Source organism: Candidatus Obscuribacterales bacterium, from assembly GCA_019744775.1.
Taxonomy (GTDB): Bacteria; Cyanobacteriota; Vampirovibrionia; order Obscuribacterales; family Obscuribacteraceae; genus SBAT01.
Genome location: JAIETZ010000001.1, coordinates 396,204 through 421,799, shown reverse-complemented (window position 1 = coordinate 421,799; position 25,596 = coordinate 396,204). Strand labels below are relative to the sequence as shown.

Annotated in this window: 21 protein-coding genes; 9 read left to right on the top strand and 12 right to left on the bottom strand. The window is 46.8% G+C overall.

The window, feature by feature from the left end; translation table 11 throughout:
• Nucleotides 1–6: 6 nt before the first annotated feature.
• On the bottom strand, nt 7–582 hold the full coding sequence (locus tag K2Y22_01785; GenBank protein MBX9877164.1) for a sigma-70 family RNA polymerase sigma factor: 576 nt from the start codon (nt 580–582) through the stop codon (nt 7–9).
• 170 nt (nt 583–752) lie between these two features.
• Here K2Y22_01785 and K2Y22_01780 point away from each other — a divergent pair, with 170 nt between their 5' ends.
• Nucleotides 753–1,454, top strand: a complete 702-nt coding sequence (locus K2Y22_01780) for a hypothetical protein (GenBank protein ID MBX9877163.1) — start codon at nt 753–755, stop codon at nt 1,452–1,454.
• A 111-nt stretch (nt 1,455–1,565) separates the two neighbouring features.
• Here K2Y22_01780 and K2Y22_01775 read toward each other — a convergent pair whose 3' ends face one another.
• The 3 genes from K2Y22_01775 to K2Y22_01765 form a co-directional block, all read right to left on the bottom strand.
• Entirely contained in the window at nt 1,566–3,116 is a 1,551-nt protein-coding gene (locus K2Y22_01775) for an acyl-CoA carboxylase subunit beta (protein MBX9877162.1), read from the bottom strand.
• A 16-nt stretch (nt 3,117–3,132) separates the two neighbouring features.
• On the bottom strand, nt 3,133–4,515 hold the full coding sequence (gene mgtE, locus K2Y22_01770; protein ID MBX9877161.1) for a magnesium transporter: 1,383 nt from the start codon (nt 4,513–4,515) through the stop codon (nt 3,133–3,135).
• 144 nt (nt 4,516–4,659) lie between these two features.
• Entirely contained in the window at nt 4,660–5,610 is a 951-nt protein-coding gene (locus tag K2Y22_01765; protein ID MBX9877160.1) for a sigma-70 family RNA polymerase sigma factor, read from the bottom strand.
• Nucleotides 5,611–5,903: 293 nt separating this feature from the next.
• Between K2Y22_01765 and trpS the strand changes: the two genes are divergently transcribed.
• The 3 genes from trpS to K2Y22_01750 all read left to right on the top strand — a co-directional run bounded on the left by trpS (nt 5,904) and on the right by K2Y22_01750 (nt 11,188).
• Nucleotides 5,904–7,028 (top strand): tryptophan--tRNA ligase, encoded by a 1,125-nt coding sequence (gene trpS / locus K2Y22_01760; protein MBX9877159.1) that lies wholly within the window; start codon nt 5,904–5,906, stop codon nt 7,026–7,028.
• The gene (locus tag K2Y22_01755; GenBank protein ID MBX9877158.1) at nt 7,028–8,248 is read left to right on the top strand and encodes an O-antigen ligase family protein; all 1,221 of its coding nucleotides are present in this window, start codon (nt 7,028–7,030) and stop codon (nt 8,246–8,248) included. The genes trpS and K2Y22_01755 overlap by 1 nt, the downstream gene beginning before the upstream one ends.
• A gap of 72 nt (nt 8,249–8,320) precedes the next feature.
• A complete protein-coding gene (locus K2Y22_01750; GenBank protein MBX9877157.1) occupies nt 8,321–11,188 on the top strand; it encodes a hypothetical protein in 2,868 nt (955 codons plus the stop codon).
• 9 nt (nt 11,189–11,197) lie between these two features.
• Here K2Y22_01750 and K2Y22_01745 read toward each other — a convergent pair whose 3' ends face one another.
• Nucleotides 11,198–12,580, bottom strand: a complete 1,383-nt coding sequence (locus K2Y22_01745; protein MBX9877156.1) for an MATE family efflux transporter — start codon at nt 12,578–12,580, stop codon at nt 11,198–11,200.
• Between the two features lie 55 nt (nt 12,581–12,635).
• Between K2Y22_01745 and K2Y22_01740 the strand changes: the two genes are divergently transcribed.
• The 4 genes from K2Y22_01740 to K2Y22_01725 all read left to right on the top strand — a co-directional run bounded on the left by K2Y22_01740 (nt 12,636) and on the right by K2Y22_01725 (nt 14,537).
• Nucleotides 12,636–13,100, top strand: a complete 465-nt coding sequence (locus tag K2Y22_01740) for a hypothetical protein (GenBank protein ID MBX9877155.1) — start codon at nt 12,636–12,638, stop codon at nt 13,098–13,100.
• Between the two features lie 24 nt (nt 13,101–13,124).
• A complete protein-coding gene (locus K2Y22_01735; GenBank protein ID MBX9877154.1) occupies nt 13,125–13,571 on the top strand; it encodes a cobalamin B12-binding domain-containing protein in 447 nt (148 codons plus the stop codon).
• 172 nt (nt 13,572–13,743) lie between these two features.
• Nucleotides 13,744–13,986, top strand: a complete 243-nt coding sequence (locus K2Y22_01730; GenBank protein MBX9877153.1) for a hypothetical protein — start codon at nt 13,744–13,746, stop codon at nt 13,984–13,986.
• A 113-nt stretch (nt 13,987–14,099) separates the two neighbouring features.
• The gene (locus K2Y22_01725) at nt 14,100–14,537 is read left to right on the top strand and encodes a type II toxin-antitoxin system PemK/MazF family toxin (GenBank protein ID MBX9877152.1); all 438 of its coding nucleotides are present in this window, start codon (nt 14,100–14,102) and stop codon (nt 14,535–14,537) included.
• Here the strand turns inward: K2Y22_01725 and K2Y22_01720 are convergent.
• The 5 genes from K2Y22_01720 to K2Y22_01700 form a co-directional block, all read right to left on the bottom strand.
• On the bottom strand, nt 14,534–17,974 hold the full coding sequence (locus K2Y22_01720) for a CPBP family intramembrane metalloprotease (GenBank protein ID MBX9877151.1): 3,441 nt from the start codon (nt 17,972–17,974) through the stop codon (nt 14,534–14,536). The two genes, K2Y22_01725 and K2Y22_01720, sit on opposite strands and share 4 nt — an antisense overlap.
• Entirely contained in the window at nt 17,925–18,320 is a 396-nt protein-coding gene (acpS, locus tag K2Y22_01715) for a holo-ACP synthase (protein MBX9877150.1), read from the bottom strand. Before acpS ends, K2Y22_01720 begins: the two co-directional genes overlap by 50 nt.
• A gap of 7 nt (nt 18,321–18,327) precedes the next feature.
• On the bottom strand, nt 18,328–18,891 hold the full coding sequence (gene folK, locus K2Y22_01710) for a 2-amino-4-hydroxy-6-hydroxymethyldihydropteridine diphosphokinase (protein ID MBX9877149.1): 564 nt from the start codon (nt 18,889–18,891) through the stop codon (nt 18,328–18,330).
• 63 nt (nt 18,892–18,954) lie between these two features.
• A complete protein-coding gene (locus K2Y22_01705) occupies nt 18,955–19,647 on the bottom strand; it encodes an HAD hydrolase-like protein (protein ID MBX9877148.1) in 693 nt (230 codons plus the stop codon).
• Nucleotides 19,647–22,424 (bottom strand): diguanylate cyclase, encoded by a 2,778-nt coding sequence (locus K2Y22_01700; GenBank protein ID MBX9877147.1) that lies wholly within the window; start codon nt 22,422–22,424, stop codon nt 19,647–19,649. Before K2Y22_01700 ends, K2Y22_01705 begins: the two co-directional genes overlap by 1 nt.
• 145 nt (nt 22,425–22,569) lie before the next feature.
• Here K2Y22_01700 and K2Y22_01695 point away from each other — a divergent pair, with 145 nt between their 5' ends.
• Nucleotides 22,570–23,118 (top strand): hypothetical protein, encoded by a 549-nt coding sequence (locus tag K2Y22_01695; protein ID MBX9877146.1) that lies wholly within the window; start codon nt 22,570–22,572, stop codon nt 23,116–23,118.
• Between the two features lie 34 nt (nt 23,119–23,152).
• Here the strand turns inward: K2Y22_01695 and K2Y22_01690 are convergent, their stop codons facing one another.
• Both K2Y22_01690 and K2Y22_01685 read right to left on the bottom strand, forming a co-directional pair.
• Nucleotides 23,153–24,355, bottom strand: a complete 1,203-nt coding sequence (locus K2Y22_01690; GenBank protein ID MBX9877145.1) for a hypothetical protein — start codon at nt 24,353–24,355, stop codon at nt 23,153–23,155.
• Nucleotides 24,356–24,444: 89 nt separating this feature from the next.
• Nucleotides 24,445–25,596, bottom strand: coding sequence for a tetratricopeptide repeat protein (locus K2Y22_01685; protein MBX9877144.1), 1,152 nt, complete (start codon nt 25,594–25,596; stop codon nt 24,445–24,447).

The following is a 25,596-nucleotide window of genomic DNA, read 5'->3' as shown; positions in this document are numbered from 1 at the left end:
CTTCCATCAAGATGCACGCTGGCATAAGCATTTGAATAAGAGAACCCTTGATCTGAACAGGTCTCCCATAACTTCTTCCATGCTTCTGTTTAAAACGATTGCTATCTGTTCGTACGTAAGTCCTAGTTGTTGACGCAAAATAAATGTATTTCGTTCTTGTTGTGGAATCATGCTCAGGCAGCGCTTCAAACGCTGTGAGCTTATGTTTGCTTGCTCCATCCAATTGAGATCACCCGAGCCGTCCATGCTTGGATCCGGATGTCCGCCTCTTGCAGGCTGTCCGCCCATCTGATGATGATAATCAGCGCATGATTCGATGATGAATTGACATAGCCAGGGCCAAACTGCACCCTGCATGTTTTTTGGATTTAAATGGGAAATTGCTTGATTGGCTCGGCCGAATGCATTGATAGTCAAATCAACTGCTACGTCAGGATTGCCTGAAGCGATAAGTGCAATTGCGAAAAACCGCTCTTGGTTTTGCCAAACAAATTCGCCAAGCGCTTGCTTATTGCCTTTCTTGACCTCAGTCAAGACGTTCAATGCTTGGGGAGAATAGCCTCGTGTCGGAAGAATTGCCATAGATTAAATGTGTACGCCACCCAACTCAGTTTACAGAATTTATAAAATGACCGCTCAGCCCGTCTGGTCTACCTATTTATTCCCCAATAATTGGCAAATAAAGCCGTAAATTGAGGACTTCAAGACTTAATTTAGATGTACCACGGGCAAAGGCAGCCTAAAATATAGACATGAAAGAGCAAACCCCCTACAAGCTAACCGTTACCTGCCCAAACCCTGAAGGGGCAACCCTGCACAAGATTGTTGAGTCGCCGAGAACAGCCAAACCGGCTGACTTGGAATTGGCGGCGCGCAATTTATCAGTAGTTAGAGCTAATGACAACTGTCCGGCTCTTATTGAGCATGTGATCAGATATTTGTTGACCGACTTTTTTGCCTTGGCTCACCGCACCGGGCTCTACAATCGCCAGCTGACATTTTGGGAGACGCTGTCCAAGATTAGCCATTTGACTGTTGAGCAGCTATCGACGGGCATATTTTCGCCAAAGCCGGTGCCTGTGTATCAAGTAAGCTTCTTTGACTTTAGAGAGCGGACGCTTATTTTGGCATCGGTAATTGCTGCTCAAAATGGAGATCAGAAGAAGTTGGCTGAATTTGCTTTATCAGAACTAATGGCAAAAGCTAAAAGGACGCCTGGAGTCACAGGACTTGCTGTTTTTGTACCGCAGGCAATGTCGCCTATTTTGCTGGAAAAAATCTGCAAGGCTACAAACTCTGTAGACCCCGTCGCCAAATATGAGTCACTTCTCCCAGCGCCGTTGTCTATTCCAATTGACTTATTTGAATTCAGATTGGGTGCTGAAGGTATTCCAGAAACAAACTTGATTCACCCGAATTTGGTGAAACCGGCTAAAAAGAACGCGCTTACGTAGGTTGTTCAGTAACACGGTGCCGAACAAGAGCGGCGATTGAGCCGGTCGCCAGTGAGGCACGCAGCGGAAGCCGGACGGCAAGCGAAGGTGAAGCGAAGCGAAACCGGAGCGTTACAAAGGTATATTACCGTGCTTCCGGGCGGGTCTTTTGGCGCGTTTGTTTTGTTGTACAGATAATGCCTTGATCAAAATGTCCCTCGTTTCAGACGGCAAGCAAACATCATCTACATAGCCTAATTCAGCGGCGATGTAGGGATTGTTGAAGCGGGCTTTGTACTGTGCGGATAACTCTTGCGCGCGACCTTTATCGGCGGTCTCCAATTCTTTGCGATAGAGAATTTTGACTGCGCCATCGGCACCCATAACGGCAATCTCTGCAGTCGGCCAGGCAAGGTTCAAGTCTCCGCCGACATTTTTGGAGCCCATCACATCGAATGCGCCGCCATATGCTTTGCGAGTGATAACTGTCAATTTAGGAACAGTCGCTTCGCAGTAAGCGTAGAGAAGCTTGGCTCCGTGTCTAATTATTCCGTTGTGTTCGAGATTTTTGCCAGGCAAATAACCAGGCACATCGACAAACGTAATGAGTGGAATGTTGAAGGCATCGCAAAAACGAATAAAGCGGGCAGCTTTTACTGATGCGTCGATATCCAAAGTACCGGCGAGCACTTTTGGTTGATTGGCAACCAGTGCCACAACTTGCCCATCCAGTCGAGCAAATCCGGTAATGATATTTGCGGCGTGGTGCGGGGCAATTTCGAAAAATTCGCCGCGGTCGAAAATTCTTGTGATGACCTCATGCATGTCATAAGGCTTGGTTGTATCCGCCGGTACAAAGTTGTCCAGCTCTTTCAACCCTGCCGGTGTCTCATCGCCTATTAAAGGCAATGCCGGAGGGCTGTCTAAGTTATTGCTGGGCAAATAGGAAAGCAATTTGCGAATTAGGAAAAAGGAGTTTTCCTCGTTGTCTGCAAGCAACTGTGCAACACCTGATTTCGTGTTGTGTACCAGTGCTCCACCTAATTCTTCGAAAGTAACTTCTTCGCCAGTAACAGCTTTGACGACTTCCGGGCCGGTGATAAACATAAAGCCTTTATCGCGCACCATGAGGGTGAAATCTGTCACCGCCGGACTATAGACAGCGCCGCCTGCACACGAGCCGTAAATTGCAGATATTTGTGGTACGACTCCGGAGGCTTGCACATTGCGATAGAAGATATCAGCGTAGCCTGCAAGACTGGCGACACCTTCTTGAATGCGCGCGCCGCCGCTTTCATTAAGACCAATTACAGGCACGCCTGCTTGTACCGCCAAATCCATTATTTTGCAGACTTTGCGGGCAAATGCTTGTCCTAATGCTCCACCTAAAAATGTGGAGTCGTGCGCAAAAAGATAAACAGGACGTCCGTCTATCGTTGCTTGTCCGGTTATTACTCCGTCGCCGACGGCTTTCTTGCGCTCCATACCGAAGTGCGTTGCCTGGTGCACGGCGAATCTATCGAGTTCGACAAAGGAGCCTGGGTCAACCAATTTCTCAATGCGTTCCTTCGCTGTTAATTTGCCTTCTTGATGGCGTTTCTTTTCAGCTTCTTTGCTTATGTGCCCCGCCTGCTTGCGGCGTTCTAGTAATTCTTGGTTGGGCTCAAGTTTTGTCGTTTCCATGATTTACTCGCTTGTTTTAGAGGAGTTGAGTTAGACAAATGTGCACGATGCTCAAATAAATAGTCATTGTGCAAACGTCGAGAATACTGGTTATAAGAGGACCGGATGCATGCGCCGGGTCAATGCCTAAGCGGTGAAACATCATCGGCGTTACTGTGCCTATTAACACGCCAACTGTCATCGTTAGGCACAACGAAAAACCGACTATGACGCCCAGTGCCGTTGGATGACCGGCATGCATAATTACACTTACCGACCAGGCAATAAATCCGCAAGCTAAGCCTAAAAGCGCACCCACACGGGCTTCGTGCCAAGTGTTTCGCCAGGCTAAGCTCCAGTTGAAATGCCCTGTTGCCGTTCCGCGAATCATGATGCAAGTACTTTGAGTGGCAACTGAACCGGTTACACCTGATAGCAGTGGCATGAAAGAGGCGGCTGCTACTGTTTGTTGAATCATGTGATCAAAGTGAGTGATGACGAGTACTGAGCCTGTTTCAATCAATAAGGTAACGACAAGCCAAGGCAGCCTAGCGCGAAATGCCAGAGGCAAGTTGTAGGTTAAAGCCTCACTTGTCTCCATCTCGGGTACGTTAATACCGGATGATTCGTAAATGTCCTCAGTTGCTTCTTCTTCTAAAACGTCGAGGACGTCGTCTGCGGTGATGATACCTTTGAGTTTGCCTTCTTTGTCGACAACGGGCAGTGACAATACGTCATAGTGACTTAATTTGTCGGCAGCTTCTTCTTGGTCTGTGTCGGTATTTACAGAAAATACATCAGCATCCATGATGCTTTCGACAGGAATGTCCGGATCTGCTGTTAAAAGTTCGCGTACGGACACGCGACCGACAAGATGATCGTTTTCGTCGACAACATATACGTCGTAAATTTCTTCATCTAGTTCTTCGTACGTTTCTCGTAATCGTGCCAAGGCGTCACTTGCAGTCATCGAGCTTTCCAAAGCAAGATAGTCGTTGGACATGATGCCGCCGGCGGAGTCTTCTTCAAAAGACATAAGCTCTTTGATGTCTTGCGCGCTTTCGTCATCGCCAATTTGGCTGATGATTGATGTTGCTTCCGCTTCCGGCAATTCCGACAGCAAGTCGGCAGCTTCGTCAGGTGCCATGCGCATGATGATAGGTACAACGCCTCTATTGCCTAATTCGTGCAATAGTTCGCGAGATATATCTGCTTCTAATTCGGCCAAGACTTCAGATGCGTTATCAAGGTCGAGTATGCGGAAACAAGAAAGTCTCTCTTCTTTGTTCAATTCTGCTATTAAGACTGCAATGTCAGCTGGGTGCTGATCATTCAAAACCAGCCTAAGCCGCTGCCTGTCCGAAGCTTCTAACAACGAACGAATGGTTTCGACACTCAATTCGGTTTGCTCGGTTATCAACGCCTATCACCCGAAAGGTCATATTATAACGCTCCGGTTGCGTTTCACTCCACCTCTGCTTGCCTCCGGCACAACTTACCGCAATGCTAACGACCGGCTCATCGCCGCTCTTGCATTGCTAGCTTGTGAAATGCATGAAACGAACTAGTCTTCGAGATATCCGGCAAGCTTGGATGACCAGGCCGGCTGGCGCAGTTTTCTAAAGGCTTTGTGCTCGATTTGTCTGACGCGTTCACGAGTAATGTTGAATAAGCGTCCGACTTCTTCAAGAGTTCTCTGGCGACCATCTTCCAAGCCATAGCGCAAGTGCATAATGTCGCGTTCACGAGGAGTCAATTGCGAAAGCATGCGATTGAGATCCTGCCGCATGAGTTCTTCTTCTGTTGTCGAATCGGGGCGAGCCGATTCGTTGTCCTCGATGAGGTCACCTAAATAAGTCTCTTCGTCCCTATTTAAGGGCATTTCCATGGAGATAGGTTCTCTATCTGCCTGGATGATTTCTTTGATTTTGTTGACCGGCAAATCCATGGCGGAAGACAGCTCAGCCTCTGTTGGTTTGCGTCCCAATTCCTGAGCCAGGCGGGCGCTTGTCTTCTTCATCTTATTTATGGATTCAACCATGTGCACAGGTACGCGGATGGTTCTGGATTTATCAGCCAAACCGCGGCTAATTGCCTGGCGAATCCACCAGGTGGCGTAAGTCGAGAATTTAAAACCTTTGGTGTGGTCGAATTTTTCAGCAGCGCGAATTAAGCCGACATTCCCTTCCTGAATAAGGTCTTGGAAAGGTAGTCCGCGATTGACGTACTTCTTTGCTATTGAGATGACCAAACGAAGATTGGCTTGGATAAGCTTTTTCTTTGCTTTTTCGTCGCCCTTGGCAATCTGGCGAGCCAATTCAATCTCTTCATCGGGCTTAACCATTTTGACGCGCCCGATTTCTCTCAAATAAAGTCTGACTGAATCCTCGGTAAAGGCAGCCTCAGGAACCTCAGGAGTTTCCTCTTCTTCCTCTGCAGCAGCGTCCGCAGCCTCTTCAAAGAGTGGCTGTTCTGACCAGTCCTCGGTCACTTCTTCGGTTACTCGTGCAGCCATGAAGGCTCCTTACTAATGAGGGTGTCTAATTGTTTCTACCCATTTCAAACAAGTATCTAGCAGTCAAGAGAAAGATTAAGGTTTGTAAATTGTCATCTTGTTAACACGCGGGCTGGAACGCCGCAATTGCTTGTAAAATCGTTGTTTCCCATACAGAAGCAAGGAGCTCTTATGACGCGCAAATACAATGCTCGCGAGAAAAAACGCCGCCGTTTGGCCAAGAAAGACAGACAGAAGGCCGAAGTCAGAGAAAAAATCGCCAAAGCTCAAAACAAGTAGGCAGTTGAAACAAATTGACTCAGCGAACGAAATTACACCCGTCCACGGGTACTGCCCCTGAACCAGCTTCAGGCGGTAGTCTCATTGCCGATGTTAAACCGAAGGCAATGAGAATTATGTCCGGAATGCGTCCAACAGGACGCTTGCACATTGGGCATTATTTTGGTGCTTTGACGAATTGGCTTGAATTGCAGCAAAGCTATGATGCTTTCTTCATGATTGCTGATTGGCATGCATTGACCACAAAATACCAGGACACTTCTCAGATTACAAATAGCATCTGGGAAATTGCCCTTGATTGGTTTGCTTGCGGCATCGACCCTGATCGTGCCGCGGTCTATGTGCAGTCTGCAGTACCTGAAATAGCAGAGTTGCATGTTTTGCTGTCGATGATAAGTCCGCAAAGCTGGGTTGAAGGTGAGCCGGGACTCAAAGACATGATTCGCATGTTGGCCAATGACGAAGAAGAAGCTAGACAAAAGGCTACTTACGGACTCATTGGTTATCCTGTTTTGATGACTTGCGATATTTTGGCAATGAAGGGCAACCTTGTGCCTGTCGGAAAAGATCAAGAGTCACATTTAGAATTTGCTCGTGACGTAGCTCGGAAATTTAACACGCTTTACGGTGTGGATTGTTTCCCTGAGCCTCAACCAAAATACACATCAACTCCGTTGTTGAAGGGTGTAGATGGGCAGAAAATGGGCAAGTCATACAACAATGACATTAAGATTGCTGATACCGAAGATGATACCATCAAGAAAGTCAAGCAAATGATTACGGATCGCACTCGTATAGCGAAGACTGATCCTGGTCACACGGATTTGTGTGAGGTGCCATGGCCCTATTACAATCTGTTTGCGAATAACATGTCTATGGAAAATCCTCAACTCTTTTTGTCTGATGTCAAAAAACAGTGTGAGAATGCCCTCATCGGTTGCGTAGACTGCAAAGTCAGATTGGCTGAAATGGTCAACGAATTTTTTGCACCGATAAGAGAAAAGAGAGAAAGACTTGCCAAAGATCCTGACGGTGTACGCAAAAAACTAGAGCATGGTAACAAAAAGGCGCGCCTCGTAGCGAAGCAAACATTGGCTGAGGTACGCGAAATAATGAAGCTTGTCGACTGGCACAAGTAATGTTGAACAATTTACTGCTTGTCGAAACGGTGCTGGCTTACGCTTATGCAGCAAGTTTGCCGCTGACGTTATCCGGCTCTTGGGTGATTCTTGTAATCGGCCTAGTTGTCTGGTTGGCTAAGTGCGTAATTGGTAAAGACAAGCAGGCTTTGTCTTCGCTTCCAGAAGCACCGTTTGCTATTCCGCTTTTGATTTTCATTGCCGCTGTATTTGTATCGGGCTTAGCAAATGGCGGCATTGGTGAAGCAGGCAAGTCGGTTTGGACATTGAGATCGCTTATTGTCTACTTCTGGGGCTATCAGCTGTTTCGCACGAGAAGACAGCTGGTCTTCAATTCGCTCAAAGTGTTGCTGGCAATCACAGCGGTGTCTGGAATCTGGAGCGCTATTCAGCAACTTTTCAATTTTCATCCTTTTGGTTACCAGTGGTTGCAGGGCACAGGCTTTTTAAGTGCTCCCATGGCTTATGCAGGACAAATGCAGTTATTTGCACTTGTATCGCTTGCATTTGCTGTCGATCAAAAGAAGCTTTCGCCGAAAGTCTGGTTCAATCCGTATATCACAGCCGTCTTTAACTGCTTGGGCGTTTTGTTTGCCGCAGAGCGAAGTGCTTGGTTGGGATTTCTTGCCGGCGTTGCCTCCTTAGCCAGTCTCAAGTCTGTTCGCTTTTTCTTGAAGTCGGCTGTGGTTGTAGCTTTGATTGGTCTGCTTAGCTACATGTTTGTCCCTGTCGTTAAACAAAGACTTGCTCCTCTTACTAATTGGCAACAGGATGTAAGCACGCGAGTGCGCCTGCAAATCTGGCAGAAATCAATTGAGGTTTGGCAGTCCTCTCCGGTGTTTGGAGTGGGTATCACACACTTTCCACGCTTTGATATTCCGGAAGCCATTGTGCCCGGGCGTTCTAAGGATCTCAATCACGCTCACAGCAACTACTTCCAGATGTTGACCTGCCTTGGCATAGTGGGAACTGCAGCCTATTTACTGCTCTGGCTCTGGGTTGTTGTAAGTTTGGGTCGCAGTTACTTTGCCCTTGGTGATACCACATCTAGTGGCGAATTACCCGAGCGATCGCTTTTGCTGGGACTGTTTGCGGCTACTGTGGCTTTATTGATATCGGGTCTTTTCGAATATAACTTCGGTACTGCCCAAGTCCGCCTGGCTCAATGGTTCTTGCTTTCTATGTATGCCGGAAAGAACCGCACCTTGAAAATTGACTAACCGATCTCGGTAAGTTACCATTAACCTGCTATTTAATATAATTAGGCGTTTTCTTACTACGAAAAGACCTCAATGGCTAGGGGCTCAAGTAAACAGGTGGGTAATGTTGGTGTGCGCATGGTGGCATGCGTTACCGTCATCGTTGTTTTGGTAGTCTTTTTTGCCGTCAATTACATTCGCATGATGAGTATGGAGCAGGATACTCACACTGCTGTTGAGGCTGCCTGTTTACAGGCGGCTAAAGATTTAGCTGCTGTTGTTGTTGATGGACCACTAGGCAGAATAAGTCTTGTCGATGATTTGCCGGTAAAAAGACCTTATATACCAAATCGTGATGTTTATTCCGGGGCGACTCCTAAAGCTTCGCCAAGAGCTGAGGAAGTCCGCCAGATAAAGAGCATTAATACGCTTCTGGCTGAAATTCGTCTTCGTGCGCTAATTGCCAATCAGCCGGAAATTGTAAATACGACGATGACTTACAGGGTGAATGCTGATCTGCATTTGGCTCGCAATAGCATGAACGCCTTGAAATACAGACTTGTAAATACTCTGTCCAACAGAATGCCTGTCTACGACAAAACAGGAAACGAGCTAAACGTCCAAAACGATGCAGTTAATGCTTACAATAGAAATCAGCAGAAATTAGGACGTATCTATTGCCGACTGGAAAATCTTACTTATCAGTTGGGGACAATCAGCAGCCTGCACAACAGCAGCATAGATACACTGCAGACACCTAGACCGCATGATTGCGATCCGGAAACTGAAAACGATGATGGATTTTATAGGGCATATAGACCCTACAAATTGCCGGGACTTTTAGGGGAAACTGTTCAGTTTGTCCCTGATTGCTCAAAAGCCCGCCTGGTCAATAACGCGACATTTTTACCGTTAGGTAATTCGGATGATTTTCCTTGTGCTGTGCAAATCGAAGGCGATGAAATAGTTACTGTGATTGCTCCTGCCGGAGATGATAAACCGCAAACAACAAAGACTCACTTTAAGGCAACTGCACAATTACCTGCAGGACCAGCCGACGGTGCTAACAATCAATTGGAAGCAAGTCCGTCCGGAGCATTTCTTTTGACTTTTCCTCAGGGCTTTCCCAGTGTTCCTGAGCAAGGCGCATTCAATTTCTATTCGCTGATAAGCATAATGAATGCCTCGATGCTCGATCCGCAAAGTGCTGAGTCGAAAAGTCCATATAAATATTGGAACAGTGAATCAGCCGGAGTCTGGCGCGTTGCACAAAATGGGCCTGTGCCTGGTAACGGAGCACTTGTGGAAAAGCCTTATCTAGACATCAAAGGACGCAGTAGTGACGATCCGTCAGTGGCACTTTCTTTTCTCGTTTATGACTGGATTTCCAGTCTCGGACTAAAGCCAAACGTTGAATCTGTCGTGAAGGCGCTTACTTTTGATTTACGCACTTACTGGCATTATAGACACAATCCAACAATTGAGTTTTCCAGTCTCTCTTTGTTGCCGGATGTACAACCCGCTCGCGCCGCATTTGGCGAGAACGACTCCATCATCAGTGCCATTCTCAATGTGGATACAACAGGCAAAACTGATCCACGTAATTTGACCAACTGGGCTAAGAATCCACATTTGTACATGCGCCAACAAGCTCGCATGTGGAGTTATGCCGGTCCAATGTCGGCTTATCCAAGCGACGCCATGCTCGTGAGAATAAATGACGACGGATCTGTGACAACAGTCGATGGTAATTCCATTGATCAGGCAGAAGGTCTCATGAAAGAAATTATTTCCATGAACCATATTGGCTGGCAGACGTATGTCAATACTCTGAAAGCGCTTGATGAAAAAATGGCATCTAGGTTTGAAGCACTAAAGCAACAACAAGCTCCTGCTGTTGCTGTTACCAACGCTGTAATTCGAGAGAATCCCCGCTTGGCTAATGCGCTGCAGAACGCGCAGTACTGCATGGCGGTTTCGTTAGCGATGAAGAAAAACTTGAAACTGCTGACGGCTAACGGTCTGCGCAAGGTTAACAACGCCCACTATGCTCTGGGTGCTGCCGATTTTTACCCGCCAACTAAAGCACCTACCGTGTCTGAATTGCTTTCGAATAACCCTTGCGCAACAGGGCAAGGTGTAATTCTAAATAACAGAGACTGGTGCGGCAGTAAGCCGACTTTTATAGCGGATACAAAGATTGTTCAGATAGGTTCTTCTATTCGACAGCCGGACTTTTTACAACAAGCATCCGCCACATCACTTGCATACTCCAACTGGAATAAGTTTCTCTTCCATCTGGATTTAAGAGCGCCGTCCAAGCCTTATCAGGGCGAGATACTTATGCACCGCCTGGATTCTTCACCTTATGCGTCGGTGCCGATATTGAAAGGACAGGTGCATTATCAAAACACCTGTGCGCTTATTACCAATGCCACAAAAAACAACGCTTACAAAATTTGCTGGCAAGTTCAAGCTCGCGATATGAATGTTAATCACTTCGCCGGTATGGATGCCGATTTGCGTGGGCAAGATGAAGAAGCTGCTTCGTACTTCGCTGATATGGATTTGAATAGTTACAACGGTCAGGCATGTAAGACTTCGCCGTTGCGTGGTGTTTGCCCGCCGTTGGTTTCGGAATTTTCTATTCTTTGTCCTTTAGTCAAGGCGCCCATGCCGGATCACTCAACTAATATTGTTCTCTGGTCCAACTGGTTGGCGCCATCTGTCGTGTCGGATTCATTGTCCAATCAATTACTCAGTGTAGAAAGTGGTTGGCAGCCGTCAATTTATGTGCCGGATGGCACCGCTTTAGGGCAATACAAAGGAGCACTATCCGAAAGGCAGATTAGTCGTGAATGGTGGCAAGAAAAGCGCTGGCAAAGTGATTGGTGGCTAACTAGCGGCAGGCTGTCGCAGACCTCCGGTGCATATCCTGAACCGCCGCCTTTGGTTATTTAGAGTGTTATTTTAAACTCTTACTTTGAGCCAGGTGCCTGATTGAAATCGCCAGGCCATTAATCCCGCTTGGATAATTACAGAGCTCGTCATTGCCCACCAAATACCTACAGGACCCATATTCAATCCCAGTGCTAAAAACGCCGCTAGCGGCAAGCGAATGCACCAACTGCAGAATATGCTAATCCACATCGGCACGCGAGTCTCACCAGCCCCTTGCAATGCTCCTGCTAAAACCATGCCCACCGATAAGAATGGCTCGCTTATCGCGTTGATGCGCAGGTAATCAATTGTGTATTCAATTGTTTTGGCATCATGACTCATGGTTTCCGCAAAAGGTCTGGCGAAAACAAATAGCAATGTGGCAAGACACAACATAAGTCCTATTCCTAAGTTGGTAACATGCCATCCCGCCTTAAAAGCCCGTTTGATTTCCTTGGCTCCTAGTGACTGACCAACGATTGAGGCTACTGCCATCGATAATGCCATCAACGGCATAAAAACAAAGCTTTCCACGCGCATACCGATACTCCACGAAGCTAATGCATTAGTAGGATTATTGCAGCGAGCGAGAATAAGGAAGAGGACGAATGTGCCGCCGATCCAGCTAATGCGTTGCAGTGTCGAAGGAATGCCTATGTGCAGCACGCGCATCATTTGCTTGCCGGAAAGAGGAAAGAAGTGTTTGAAACTTTCCTTGAGTGTTGATCTTTTCAATGCCCATAAGGCAATCACGCTGCCGAAACAAGACGCAATGACGCCGGATAAAGCTATGCCTTTTATACCGAGACCTGGTACCGGCCAGTTGCCTACAACAGTTATGTAATCGCCGACAATGTTAATCACCGCGATTACGCACATCACCATCAAAGGTATTTTGGCATCACCGATGGCTCGAAATGTGGCGTTGATTAATGCGGTGACACTGAAAGGGAAAAGCAAAAAACAAATGATGGTCAGATACGTCCGGCCCATTGAGACAACTTCCTGACCATTGCTGAATAAGGGCACTAAGAAATTGGCGGCGCCGATAGCCACGAATACAAGCGTTATTCCAAGCATTACGGATAGCGCTAGAGACTGAGCTGTGGCGATAGTCGCTTCTTCGGTTTGGCCTGCACCAATAGCTCTTGAGACTATGGCTGTAGTGCCGACACCTACAGACATAATAAGGACTTGGAAGAGAAACAAGACTTGCTCGGCTAAGCCGACAGCGGCTTGGGCAGCGGATCCTAAAATGCCGGCTACTTGTATATCGACTGCACCGACAACAGAGCTAGTCACCGTTGTAATCATCAGCGGCCAGGACATAATCCAGATAGCGCGCCAGAGACTGCCTTCCACAAGTGGCGCGGCTTTTGTTGTTTTGGCGGTGTTTTGAACGCTATCTGACATCTAAATCGATTTTGGGTTCCAAGGCTTTATAATAAGCGCGCTAGAAGGAATTGGCATGCCTAAAAAAGAGAATTTTGCTGAACAGACTTTTACCTTCAAACTGTCGATATGGAAGGTTCTCTTTCGCTGGTTCATTTTCCTGCTTCTTGCATTTTTGAACTTTGCCCTAGTTGCCGGCACGGTTTCGCAAAACCTGGAAGGTAGACCCCAGGAGCTGCCGATTGTCGTTTGCACATATCTGGTAGTTTTCTTTTTCGATCTGACGATTCTTCTGCCCTTGCTCTTTGAAGCAGACACAGTGTGGGTCTTAGCCGACAAGCTGGTTTTAAAGACACTGTTGTGGCGGACAAAAGTTCCCTACGGCGAAATTGTCGATGTACGTCTGCCCATGTGGTCTAAGTTTTTGATCCTGCGAAAGAAGCATGTCATTTACCTTCTACATAGGAAGGATCTGCAACCGTTTGATATGCTTGTGGAGAAAATTGTCGAAAAGACAGGACGAGAGAAGTTCTTCGGCTAAAAGATAGGTTTCGGATATATCGAAATGGTAGTAGTAAGCAATCAATTAGGAATGCAGCCAGTGTCAGGGAAAATTCGTGTATTAATTGGCAAGCCAGGTCTTGATGGGCACGATAGAGGTGCCAAGGTAGTGGCCCGTGCATTAAGAGATGCGGGCATGGAGGTTATTTACACGGGGCTGCACCGCTCTCCTGAAGAGATAGTTGAGACGGCTATTCAGGAAGATGTGGATGCGATTGGACTGTCGGTGTTGTCCGGAGCCCATATGACCGTATTCCCTAAAGTGGTCAAGCTTTTAAAGGAGCAGGGAGCCGATGACATTGTTGTATTCGGTGGCGGCATTATCCCGGAAGAAGACAGACAAGAACTTTTAAGACAAGGCGTTTTTGAGATATTTGTGCCGGGTGGAGCAACCCAGCGGACTATTGGGTTTCTCAAGGAGCGCTTTAACTCCAAGCACAACAACAAATAACAGAAAACTCAACCAGCTGATTGTCTGAAAACCGTACTGGCGGGGAATATAGGGAAATGAGGCAGTGCCAGATAAAATCTGGCATTTCCAAGATTAAAAATATAAGTCACTTACTTGCAACCCATGTTATACTTCGCGTTTAATTGAATTAGGGGCTGTTAGGAGAAGCTAAATGTCCCGTGGATCAAAGAAAGGCGAGCCCAACGAGGCTAATCAAAAGGTACAGGCGTTAGAACCTGCACTGCTTGAGATTGCCGGTTTGGTTATGAATTCAGTTATGCAGCATAGGGTTAAGCCTTATGTCGACCGTTTGTTCTCCAAGCGGGCAGCCCAGCGTGTTGTGCACCAAGCAGGCACTGCGGCTCTTGTTAGACTTTCCGAGCATGACGCCTCGTTGGAAGTCTACGACGCCTAATTACCTTGTGAATTGGTTTTTTGTAGGGGCGCATTGCATGCGCCCTTTTTGATGGACCATTTCCAAGAGCTTTATAATGGATAGTACTTACTAGTTCACGAATTAGAGAAAATATGTCCAGCAAACCGCCGTTATACAGAAAAGGCGATGTGGTCTTAGTTTCATTCCCTTACACGACAGATGAGGGATCGACGCAGACTAAGCGAAGACCTGCTGTGATTATTTCTGCTGATGCAAATAATGCGCGCCTTGATGATGTCTTGTTGGTCCCTTTAACGAGCAACACCACGCGCGCTACTCGCGAACCCACTCAAGTTGTTGTACGCATGAATACGCCGGAAGGGCAAAGCGCCGGACTGCGACTTGATAGCGTAATTGACTGTACTGTTATTGCCACCATTCCGAAAACACTTCTGGTAAACAAAATTGGTGTCTTTCCCCAGGACATAATGGAAAAGGTGGATCAATGCCTGATGGTGGCTATGTCCATAGGCCGCCCAGTATTGCCTGATGAACTTGTAAATATCGAAGAAGCAACGCAGGAAGGCTAGTTGCTTCTCTTGCGCTTAACTTTGAGCAACAGTAGGTAAATAACCGGACTTAAAAATATCAAGGCAATGATTGCTATGTCATTGGCGAATAAGCCTGGGCTGTAGCCTATGAGCAACCTTAATGCATAGGACATGACGTAGCTTGCTCCTAATAAGAAATAAGCAAGAGCGTTGGTTTTGGCAAAACGTGCAATGAGAAACCAGAGCACAATTGCACCGACAAAATAGAATAAGGTGCCGATGACTATGTCTTGGTAGTAGCGATAACTCACGTTCAAGGCAAGAGCAATGGCAAGACTTGCGATGAAATAGTGACTGCGTTTGTCCACATACTTAGCGTAGAGTCCTGCCAGACTGGCGGCTGTAAGAGCAGTAAATGTTCCTGTGATAAAGGCGTCTGTAATTGTTTCTATCGATGGACTTATGACGCCTGCAAGCTTTGTAAAAGCGTCGAGTGGCGCAATCATGACGGAAGGTGAAAAGAGTGTTTGAAGATAAACGCGCAGCACATCCAATGCCTGCCAGCCGATACCAAATGTGTAACCCACCAATATGGCATCAATCCAGAGATCTTTTTGATTGCCCGGTCGGTCGTCTTCCTTCTGGCTAATTGTTGCTTTGATGATTGTGTTGACCGGGGAGTGTGGTGAAAGAATTCGGAACGCCGCAAGCGAAAAGGCAGCGGTTGCGCAAGTCACGGCCAGCCAGGAGATGTAGGTCAGTATTTGCCTGACGAATTGTCCTGTGAGGAAAGTGTCAACCGGGTTGCTTGTGTCATAACCCAGAAACAATTCAGGTAAGTCATTTAAGGACTGCGGTATGAGAGTCAGGACTATAGGAACAGACAGAAGGATGGCTGGTCGCCAGTGAATTGGACCTGTAGCAGCGAGACCTTTTAACCACCAAATGACTAATACAAGGGTAATGAGATTCAGTCCGATAGCGAGATATTGGCTTATTTGATCTTTTGTTGTGCGGCGAGCTTTTTCAAATAACCATTTATCCGGCAACTGCCAGTTTTTTGTGAAATTGCAAGCTAGATTGCCCAAACAACTGACGTTGATGCGAAATTCGGCGTCAGGTAAGGAAAGTCTTTCCGATTTGTATCTCAAGCTGTAGTCGTTGCGTTTAGGGCGGGCTGAGTCAAATACATCCAATTGAGTTAGAGGCAAGTATTCGCGTTGTTCGCTTTTCAGATATTTCTCGGATAAGTTCTGTGCTTGCTCGCGAGTAAGTTTTTGTCCTTCAGCGTCTTCATCAAGGGCAACTGAGAATGAGACAGGATCACCTTGTCCGTCGATGCTAACCAGGTAGACTTGAGGATCTAGAGGACGGAAGAAACGCACGCGCCAGAGCAGTCCTTTATATACGCTTCGCGAAAGATCTAGAGTTTTCTGGAATTTGATCTTTTCCATTGCGTACTGCATTTCGTGACCGTTTATATCTTCGCCAACCCAGGCAACAATGGATCTGCCTGTTATGTCCAGATTCTTTTTCGTCAAATAGTCTTGGGCTATTACTATTGCTTCATCACGTGATATGGAAAGTTTGCTTCCTGAGCCTATTTGGACTGGATAAAAGGAAAATTGGATGAGAGTAAATAGTGATAAAAGTGCAAAGAGCACGATGCGCGTACCGCGCTTCAGCGGTTGGTAATTGAAGCTGGATTCAGGCAATATTTCATTGAGGATTACCGACTGCTCCTTCTTCTCGATGGCGGCATTTAGTAATTTGTCCTGGTCAACGTCTCTTCCTTCTTTTGCCACCTTGTACATTAAGTAAGCGCTGACTGCCAGGGCTATGGCAAATGGCAGCACAACAATCACTGCTTGTGCCTTCAATGCCAACAAGCTTGAACTCAATAGCGGTACGACACCTAAGAAAGTGTCGAAGACATAGTGGGAAATTAGGCAGGGCAATATTCCAAAGTATTTGAGAATTAGACCGTAAGTGAAGCCTACAACCGTTAACTCAAGACCACGAGCATATGGCGGCTCTTGTGGGTAGTTGCTGTGCATGAAAGCCCAGGCGGCTGCTTGCAGGATATTTGCTATCCAGAAATTCTTGAAGACTTTGGTGAGAATTGTTGTGCCAAGAATGCGGTAGAGAAATTCTTCAGTGAAAGCTGCCCATACACCTATGTAGGCAGCGGAAAAGGAAGGAAAATACGAGCTAAGTGTCTCGGCATTTTGTACATCCAGCGGTGACCAAAATCCCAGACCACGGCCAAATAAATAGTAGAAGACAACCCAGCCAAGGTGTATTCCGAAAAGTCCATGACCGGCAACAAGTCCTCTAAATGTCTGCTGCATAGCCAGCGAAGCTTTGGTGAACAGATGTTCAAGAGCAATAGCCTTGGGAAAACTAAGCCGGTAAAGTGCTTCGGCGGCACCAGCCAATACAGTAGATTGCAGAAATGTAGTAGCGGCGCTGGTCAGCGTATTTACGTAGTAATCGGTAAGAAAGGCGTCGTAAGCAATTGTTGTTGAATAGCTGTGTATGGCGCGCGGCAAGGAATTGAGTGATTCACCGAGGCTAACGAGGCTGACAAAAAGTCCGGCAAAAACAGCAAAGCGCCAACGGATTAACCCTCCGGAAAATGCCCAAAGGAATATAAATACGGTTGCAACATTCAACATGGAAAGGAAAACACTGGCCACGTCGGTGAGCAATTCGTTGTAAGAGCGCAGCTTGCTGAACTTGCGCTCCCATGCTTCCGGCACGTGCAAGTAGTTGTCGAATGACGTTACTTGATTTCCGGAAACATTTACGTCAATTCTTAAATGGGCACCGGAGTAACTATCTTGTTTGTTTTCCCAGGTGAAGAAATGATCCGATCGCTTAACTTGCGATGTCGTGCCATGTTTAATTCTGGTGAATTTAGTTAATGGCATGCCTACTTTTGTTTCGACAAAAGTTTTGGCTAAGGCAAATGCTTCATCGTGACTGATTGAAGGTAAGGCAAAGTCATTGGGCAATTGGCGGTTGAAGGCGACAAGCTTGCCACTTGGACTTACCTGACAGAGAAATTGCTCCATCTGTAGTGGCTCGCACATACGCGTTGCCCAATACCAGACAGGCAGATCGCCTCTCATTAAATTGTTGGCTTCTTTGGAGCCGAGCTCATATTCGAGAAAAGTCTTTGATTCATTGTCGTAGTCAAAGACTGTTGAGACTTTTGGTTTTTCCTTGATATAACCGGCTTCTTGCGCCCAAGTTTTGGCAATTGCCTGAACTTTGCTTTGCCCTAACTGCAAGTCAATCGAAGCTGCCGGAAATACTTCATCTGCTTTAAAGCAGTAGGCGATCATGCCGATTAAGCCAAGCACGACAAGTAGAAACAGCCATTTTTTGTCGTGGCTTACTGTCCCTTTATTTTTGGTCTGTTTATCTTCCATTGTGGGCAAGAACAAAGGCGACGGCAAATTCATGTTCATGACTAATGCTTATCTCCCAATGCGAGAGATTCTGGTCATGGGCAATTTGTGCTGCCCTTCCGTGAAATTTAAGTCCAGGTTTACCACTCTTATCTTTAACGACTTCAATTTCCTTGAAACTCAAGCCGCGCCAGCCGACGCCCAGGGCTTTGGATGTCGCCTCTTTCACGGCAAACCTTCCGGCAATGCGGGCTACTGTGTGGGCGCTTGAAGCCAGTGCGTATTCACGTTCGGCGTCCGTCAAAATGCGAGCCAGGAATCGCTCACCAAAACGCTCATAAGCCTCTGCAACTCGTTTAACCGAGCAGATGTCTGTCCCCACGCGGATGTTGAGTTCATCTTTCATTACCGATTTAAGATTCTTCCTCGTCTTCTTGTCTTGTTCCATATAAGTAGACAAGTTCAGGTTCGGGTAATTCTTCGTGTAGTTCCGTAATTGTTTTGTCTAAACTTGGATGATTAAAATCGGGCGCGATTTCCAGCAACGGAACAAGCGCGTACGCCCGCTCATGTAAATGAGGGTGCGGTACTACCAGGTAATCATCTTTAACGACGGTGGAGCCGTAAAACAAAATATCCAAATCAATAATCCGCGTGCGTTCTTTGGAACCGCGCTGTGACTTTTGATTTCCATGCATTTCATTGAGTCTGGCTTCTATGTCTCGGCAGACATCCAATAAATCAACGGCTTGCAGGCTTGTATCGATAGCGGCAACGGCATTTACAAACCAGCGGCTATATTGCCCACCGACTGGTTCTGTTTCGTAAAGGCTGGAGCATTCAACAATTTCTACGCCGGGAATATCTTTGAGCAACTGCATGGCTTGTTGCACGTAGCCTACTCTGTCGCCCTCATTAGAACCCATGCCGACATAGGCTCTAGTGGTTTTTGCAGTTTTTGGCTCAGTGCTTGCCACCTGGCATCCTCGTTGACCAGCCTGCTTACGAGCTGCCAATTATAGCGAGTTTATCGAATTTTTTTATTTGGCGAAGATGGCTTCAACAACCGAATCAGTGTCTTCAAGAGAAGAAAAGAGAAAGTCCGGATCTTCTGCCTGCAATTCAGCGACGCTTGTTTTGCCGGTTGAAACTGCCAGGGCTTTTGCGCCAAAGCCTTTAGCGCAAGTGACATCTCGAGTGCTGTCACCGATGACGACAATTTCTTTAGGCTCAAATGCACGTTCAAAATGTTTTGTTGCTCTTTGACTGGCAATTGCCGGCAATTCCATGCGATTGGCGGAGTCGGAGCCATATGCACCTATCGCAAAGCTTTGATTGAGATTGAAAGGCTCTAGCTTGATGCGCGCACCTGGCTCAATGTTGCCGGTGAGCAATGCCAAATAGGCATCACCTGTTTTATTCAATGCGTCTATCAACTCGTGAATCCCTTTGAGCAGTGCGAATTCTTTGCACAACTCAATTTCTGTTTTTAGTATGGGCAGGTAAATTTCAAATGCTTTTGCTAGTTTCTCGGAATTTATGTCGTCGAGGTAGCCGGAGTCGGTGAGCATCTCGCGGCATATTTGTGGATCTGTTTTACCTGATAAGTCCATATGATCGCAGGCGATAGCAATTTCAAACGCTTCTGAAACCGCGCGTGCAAGCGCTCGTCTGCCCACGCCTTGCGTGCTCAGTATGGTGCCGTCGATATCAAATAAAACTAGACGTGCCACTATTTGTCCAATACAGATACAGGCGATTGCGGTTGAGAGTGTACTTCACCATCACCATCTTTCCATATTGCTACCTGGTTACGACCATTGCGCTTAGCCGAATAAAGAGCCTTGTCGGCTTTGTCGATAAGCGATTCTGGCGAATCGGCATGAATTGGATAAGTAGCGCATCCAACCGAAACTGATATCTTGCCCAGTCCGGGGATGAAGCAGTTGTTGACCTGGCGGCAGAGACGCTCAGCGATCAAGTGAGCTTCAGACAAAGGAGTCTCAGGAAGAATAACTGAGAATTCTTCACCACCATAACGAGCGGCAGTGTCGCCGGAACGAAGAAGATTCTTCAATGTCCAAGCAACTTGGCGAATTGCGTTGTCGCCAACTGGATGTCCGAAGTTGTCGTTAATTTGCTTCAACCAGTCAAGATCAAGCATGAGCAGCGAACACGGCACGTCTTTTCTTTGTGCCTTGCGCAACTCTTCGGTGAGTCGGTTTTTCAAATATACGTGGTTGTATAGTCCAGTCAGACCATCAGTAATTGACTGGTACTTCACTTGCGCAAACAATCGTGCGTGACTAATAGCGACTGCCACTTGGTCGGCAACCGCAGCAACAAGTGATAGCTCACTAGCGGACCAGAGGCGTGGGTTTAAACACTGGTGAACAATCAATACACCAAGTAAGCGATTGTCTTCTAGAAGCGGCGCTGCAATTAAGGACTTTGTCTGCACGAGCGCCAGGAAGTCCGTAAACGGCTTAGCTCTTTCATCAACAGCAACATTGGTTATTACTGCAAGCGGTGTTTCGTGAACAACCATCTCGTCTTGCTCCGCAATATTCAACGAGGTGAGATCAATGCCCAGCAATGAGCGCAATCCGGAAGCGTAAGTTTCAACAGGATGGAAGTCCAGCTTCTGACTGTAGATATTCAGTCCCTTCATTGGCTCTAGTTGGTCAATGTGGAACTCGTGACTTACGTAAAGAGGACCTTCAGCACGAGGCAAGGCAATCTGACAGCGGTCAGCTTCAATTGCTTCACCCAGCTCACGGCTGACGGTAGTTAGAATCGTGTCTAAATCAAGCGATGAGCGAACAGCTTTTACGATGTGGTTAACGAGAAGCTCTTGCTCAGCCAATTGTTTGGTCATGCCATATAAGTGAGCTTGATCCATGGCAAGTGCTACGTGTCTGGCAACTGCTTCCACCATTTTCAATTCAGGCTCGATCCAGGTGCGAACTTGGTCTAGTTGCTGAACCAAAATAAGCCCCAGCACTTTGTTGTGCATAGTGATAGGACACGCAATCAGTGACTTAATTGCTTGCCAGTCATAAGGAATTGGATCGAATGCGCCACCTTCAAATAGCGGTGTAAGTGTATGCGGCTCAAGCACATCGAGTGCAATTACCGAACCTTGTTCTAGGATGCGCTTCAAAATGCTGTTTTTGGTAACAACAAGCGATCTGTTGGTGAGCGGAATGCCTTTTGATTTGTCGTCGTTCCAGCTATAGGCGAATTCAATTGTCTTGATAGACTCACTTGTTTCATTAGCGGCTTTGTCGCTCTGGATTAGTGCCAAGCAGCATCTGTTAGCCGAAAGAGACTTGCCCAATTCAGAAACTGTGATGTTGAGAATTTCGTTGATATCGAGTGATTGGCGAATCGACTCGGAAATACGTTCAACCATGAGGTTGTGTTCGGAATTCAACTCCAAGTTAATCGCCATTTGGTTAAACGATTGAGCAAGCAAACCTAATTCGTCTTCGCTTCTTACGTTAACTCGCTTCGATAAATCGCCACGACCAATTGCAAGAGCTTCACGCACTAGCGCGTAAATTGGTCCGGTGAAGTGACCGGTTGCTGCGTAAGCCAAAACAATCGACAAACCAATTCCGCAGCCTGTTAAAAGAAGCATCATCGCCAGCCATTCTTGAGCTGGTCCATAAATTGCTTGAGTTGGCACGCCAATTACTACAAGCCACATCGTCTCTGGAACGTGATCGAAAGCATATGCACGCGATACAGGATCGGCGATGCCGATTGCTTCAAGCGTGCCGCGGAACTGTTTAGCTGCCGCTTTTACCGTGCGTGCCTTAGAAAAGTCTTTGCCTACCCAGTGGGTGTTGTCCAAAGTACGAGCCAATACCCTGTGATTGGCGTCTACAACGGCTATTACCGAGCCTTTAATCTGCCCTAGACCTGAGAACAGGGATAAGACTGCTTGAGGCTGGACGGAGGCAATAAGCACGGCTTTCACTTTGCCCTGGTCTATAACCGGCGCAGCTACTTGTAATGAGGGCTTTCCTGTAACCGGGCAATACGAGTAATTGGACATTACAGGCTTATGCGAGCGCAGAGTCTTCTGGAAGAATGGCTCGGTTTTTAAGTACGACAAACACGGCTTATTCGCAGGCTTATCCGTAGCTATAAGCTTGCCATCGGGACTCACGAGAGCAACGCCATACCAATTCTTTTCCGCTTGCACAGCGGTTTTCAAAATGCCGTAAACATCGTTGGGAGCTAGCTTTCGGACAGCCGGCAAATTAGCCAGAGCCTTCAAAGCGTCTTCCTGACCGGTAATCCATTGCGCCAAAGTCCGAGAAGCAATGGCCGCCTGGAAGGTCGTAGCCTGTTTAGCTTCGTTGTTTAGAGCCTGATATTCGCGCAGTATAGTAAAGCCGCTTATGACTAAAAGCGGAGTGGCCACGGCTAAACAAAGAAGTAAAAGCCGAGAGCGAATATTCAGGCGCTTCAATGAGCGCAGTGGCGATTTGATGTTCACCTTAACCCTGTATTTTAAAGGGTATGTACAAAGTAATCGTGAAATCAGTTTCCAGACTAAATAATAATAGTTTTCTAAGAGATGAAAAGAGAAAAGTTGTTAACATTTGCCCTTTGTTGATCACTCTTACTAAGGCTTTATTTTTGTGACACAAATTGACAACCAAATTAAGAATCAGCTGATGGCGCTGAGGCGTCCGGCAATTTTCACGGGAGCCATGGCAATAGCTAGCTTCGTTGTTTCAATATTCTGGGTGGCGCCTTTTGTCATACGCACAGAGGAAATTGGCTCCATATTTTCCACCGCCCTAGAAGAAGACTTCTTTTACGATATCTTTGCCTGGGCTGCTGCAGCGTGGCTTGTGGCCTATGTTTTCAACGTCTGTGCATTTTATGCCCTTGGTCGATTTGGACAATGGGCCGGCATCTTTTTACTATCTGTAAATCAAGTAGTACTGTCGCAACAATGCGCACAATTAGCCCACTTCAAAGCTTCTGCAAATATCTTTGTAGTACCACTTCTTATTGAGGCATGGCTAATTTGTTTGTACTTTGGCTTCTTCTGTCTGCCGTCACTATTGCGGGCTGGACATAGTCGTCTTGTAGGCATCGCCACTTTGGCAATAACTCTTCCTTGGCTAATCGGAAAGAATCTGATTGTCTTAGGCAGCCAGGTCTTAACCGGATTGTTCTGATCCGGAATCATTCGTTGACAAAAGGGCAGGTAAATTAGTTGCGCCACTTGCCGGAAGTTGCCACAGGTTTGACTTGCGTCTCTTCCATGCGGGCGATTGCTTCTAGTACTTCTTCGCAGTCGACTGGGATTTTGTTTTCTAAATTGAGTGATAGACCGCGGCGCATTGATTGGAGGATTTCTTCGGCGGCGGTTTCTTTCTTTCCCTGGTGGAGGAAAACGTCTACTTTGACCATGCGGGCAACTAAGCAGTTGTCGTCGAATTCGAGGGCGCGTTCGCAGTAGTTGAGTGCTTTGGTGATTTCGCCATCAGCGAAGGCAGCGCAGCCGGCAGCGGCTAATAGGCTGGCTTTTAGTTGGCCCATTACGTTTGGTGCTTCTGCGGCTTGAGCGAAAGAGGTTAGTGCTTGTTTGTATTCGTGTTTGCGGTAGTAGAGGACGGCGCTTAATAGCAACGAATAGAGTGAGTGGGGGTGCTTGGATTTTAGTGTTTTGAGTTGCTTACGTGCACGACGTCTTAAGCCTGCTTTGTCATAGAGTAGTCCAAGTCTGCAAGCAAGACGAGCGTTGTCTGTTTGTGCTTTGGCTTTGATGAGTGCTTCTTTGAGTTCGTCTGCAGCTTTGGGGCGAGACAATTCGGAAAACCAGAGACGGCACTTGTGGTTGAGCACTACAGCTAGATAAGCGATGACGCTTGAGGCGTGCAAGGCTAGTACGAATAATTTGGAGTCGAGAGAGCCTGTTGTGTATATGAATTGCCAGCGTGGGCTACCCATACCGAAGAAAGACAGGAGCGGATCGAAAATTAGATTTAGCGCAAAGATAAAACTGATGGTGTACCCGAGCACTGTCGCGAGGAATGGATGGGGGCGGAACACCAGAGCCGGTATTAGCAACAATGCCAGCACTATTTGTGCGACAACACCGGCGAAAAGAGTTATAGACAAGTCGAGGTGACTTGTTAGTCCCACTGGATGGATGTGATACCACAAGAGACCATATGCCCAGTTGGTTACATGACCGCCAAGTAATTCAGCTGCTTTCTCGGTTGCTTTTAGATCAAGCAAGTTGAGAAGCGGAAATACTAGAAATACAACCGTCCGCCAAGCAAATGCGCGATCGGATTCGTTTAAATCTTCATTACCGAGTCTTCTGCGGTCGATGAATAGACGCCAAATGGTGTTGAGGGATATGAGGCATGCCATGCCCGTCACAGACCAGAGGTATATCTCATTCATAGTCCGACATCCCTGTAACAGAAAGTAACAAGTATTATAAATTGGACTTTGCTACCGGTGTTTGTAATCGGTGTGAAAAGATTTTATTGTCAAGCGTCTTTGAAGTTCTTTTGATAGTACTCGTCAAGCGCTGAATCAATCCAGTGACATTGCGCATCCGGGATTTCTTTGAGGTCCAAAAGTTCCTTTTCTGATTCCAATTTCTTTCCTATCTGTTTCAGTAGAAGCAGCTTGTAAAGGCGAGCATCGCCAAGATTGTGATCAATGTCGATAGCTTTTGTATATGTCTCAATAGCTTTTGGAAAATCGTTTTGTCTGACGTAGCAATCGGCAAGTCCTAAGTAAGCTTTGACGCGTGTTTGCGCCGGCGCGTTATCGTCTGAACCAACTTCGTCGTAAGTCTTCGCTGCTTTTTGAGTCTGTCCTCTATTCATTGAAATGTAGCCGGACAACATTTGTGCGTCGGATGCTGCAGCTCCTACCGTAATGGCTTTTTTCAACCATTTGTCAGATTGACCAAAGAGACTCGCTTCTGCATAACACCAGGCGACAGCCAGAGCGTTTATTGGAGTTGGTTCTGCTTCTGCTTGAATGACAAGCAGACCTATTCTTTGTGCCCATTTAGGTTTTGTGCGCATGGCAAACCACAGTCGTGGTGTCGCACCATAAATACAGTAAGCAACTAGCACTACTAGTGCTGCGTGTACGGCGCCGATGATTGTTTTTAAAACTGGCGTGGGCGCAGTGTAAATAGCTATCCAGTCACCGTAATAGCCTGTGGCCGACATAAGTGCGTAAATTACAACAGTGCCTCCGACTGACCAGAGAGCCAAATAGACAAGCATTGCTACAACAGGCGGAGAAGAGATAAAGAGTGCTGCAAATCCAGCTAAAAGTCCAATGGCAATTTGCACGGCATTGCCGGCTAAGTATGTAATTACTGTTTGATCTGATGTGAATGTGCCTGATGGCACGACAAAACCCCAGAACAAGCCAAAGTGGAATTCAGCAACTTTGCCGCCAAAATATTCAATGGATAATGCGTGTCCCATTTCATGGCAATAGACAACAATAGGCATTAGAAGGAATATGACCACCTTCTGCAGAATGAATCTGTCTTTTCCACTTAAATGATCATCCCAAACAGATTTCCAATTAGTTATCAAATCTTTGATGGTAATTACCATCAAAGGCAAATAGATCAAATTTAGAAGATCTAGCTGAAGTGACGGCAATATCAT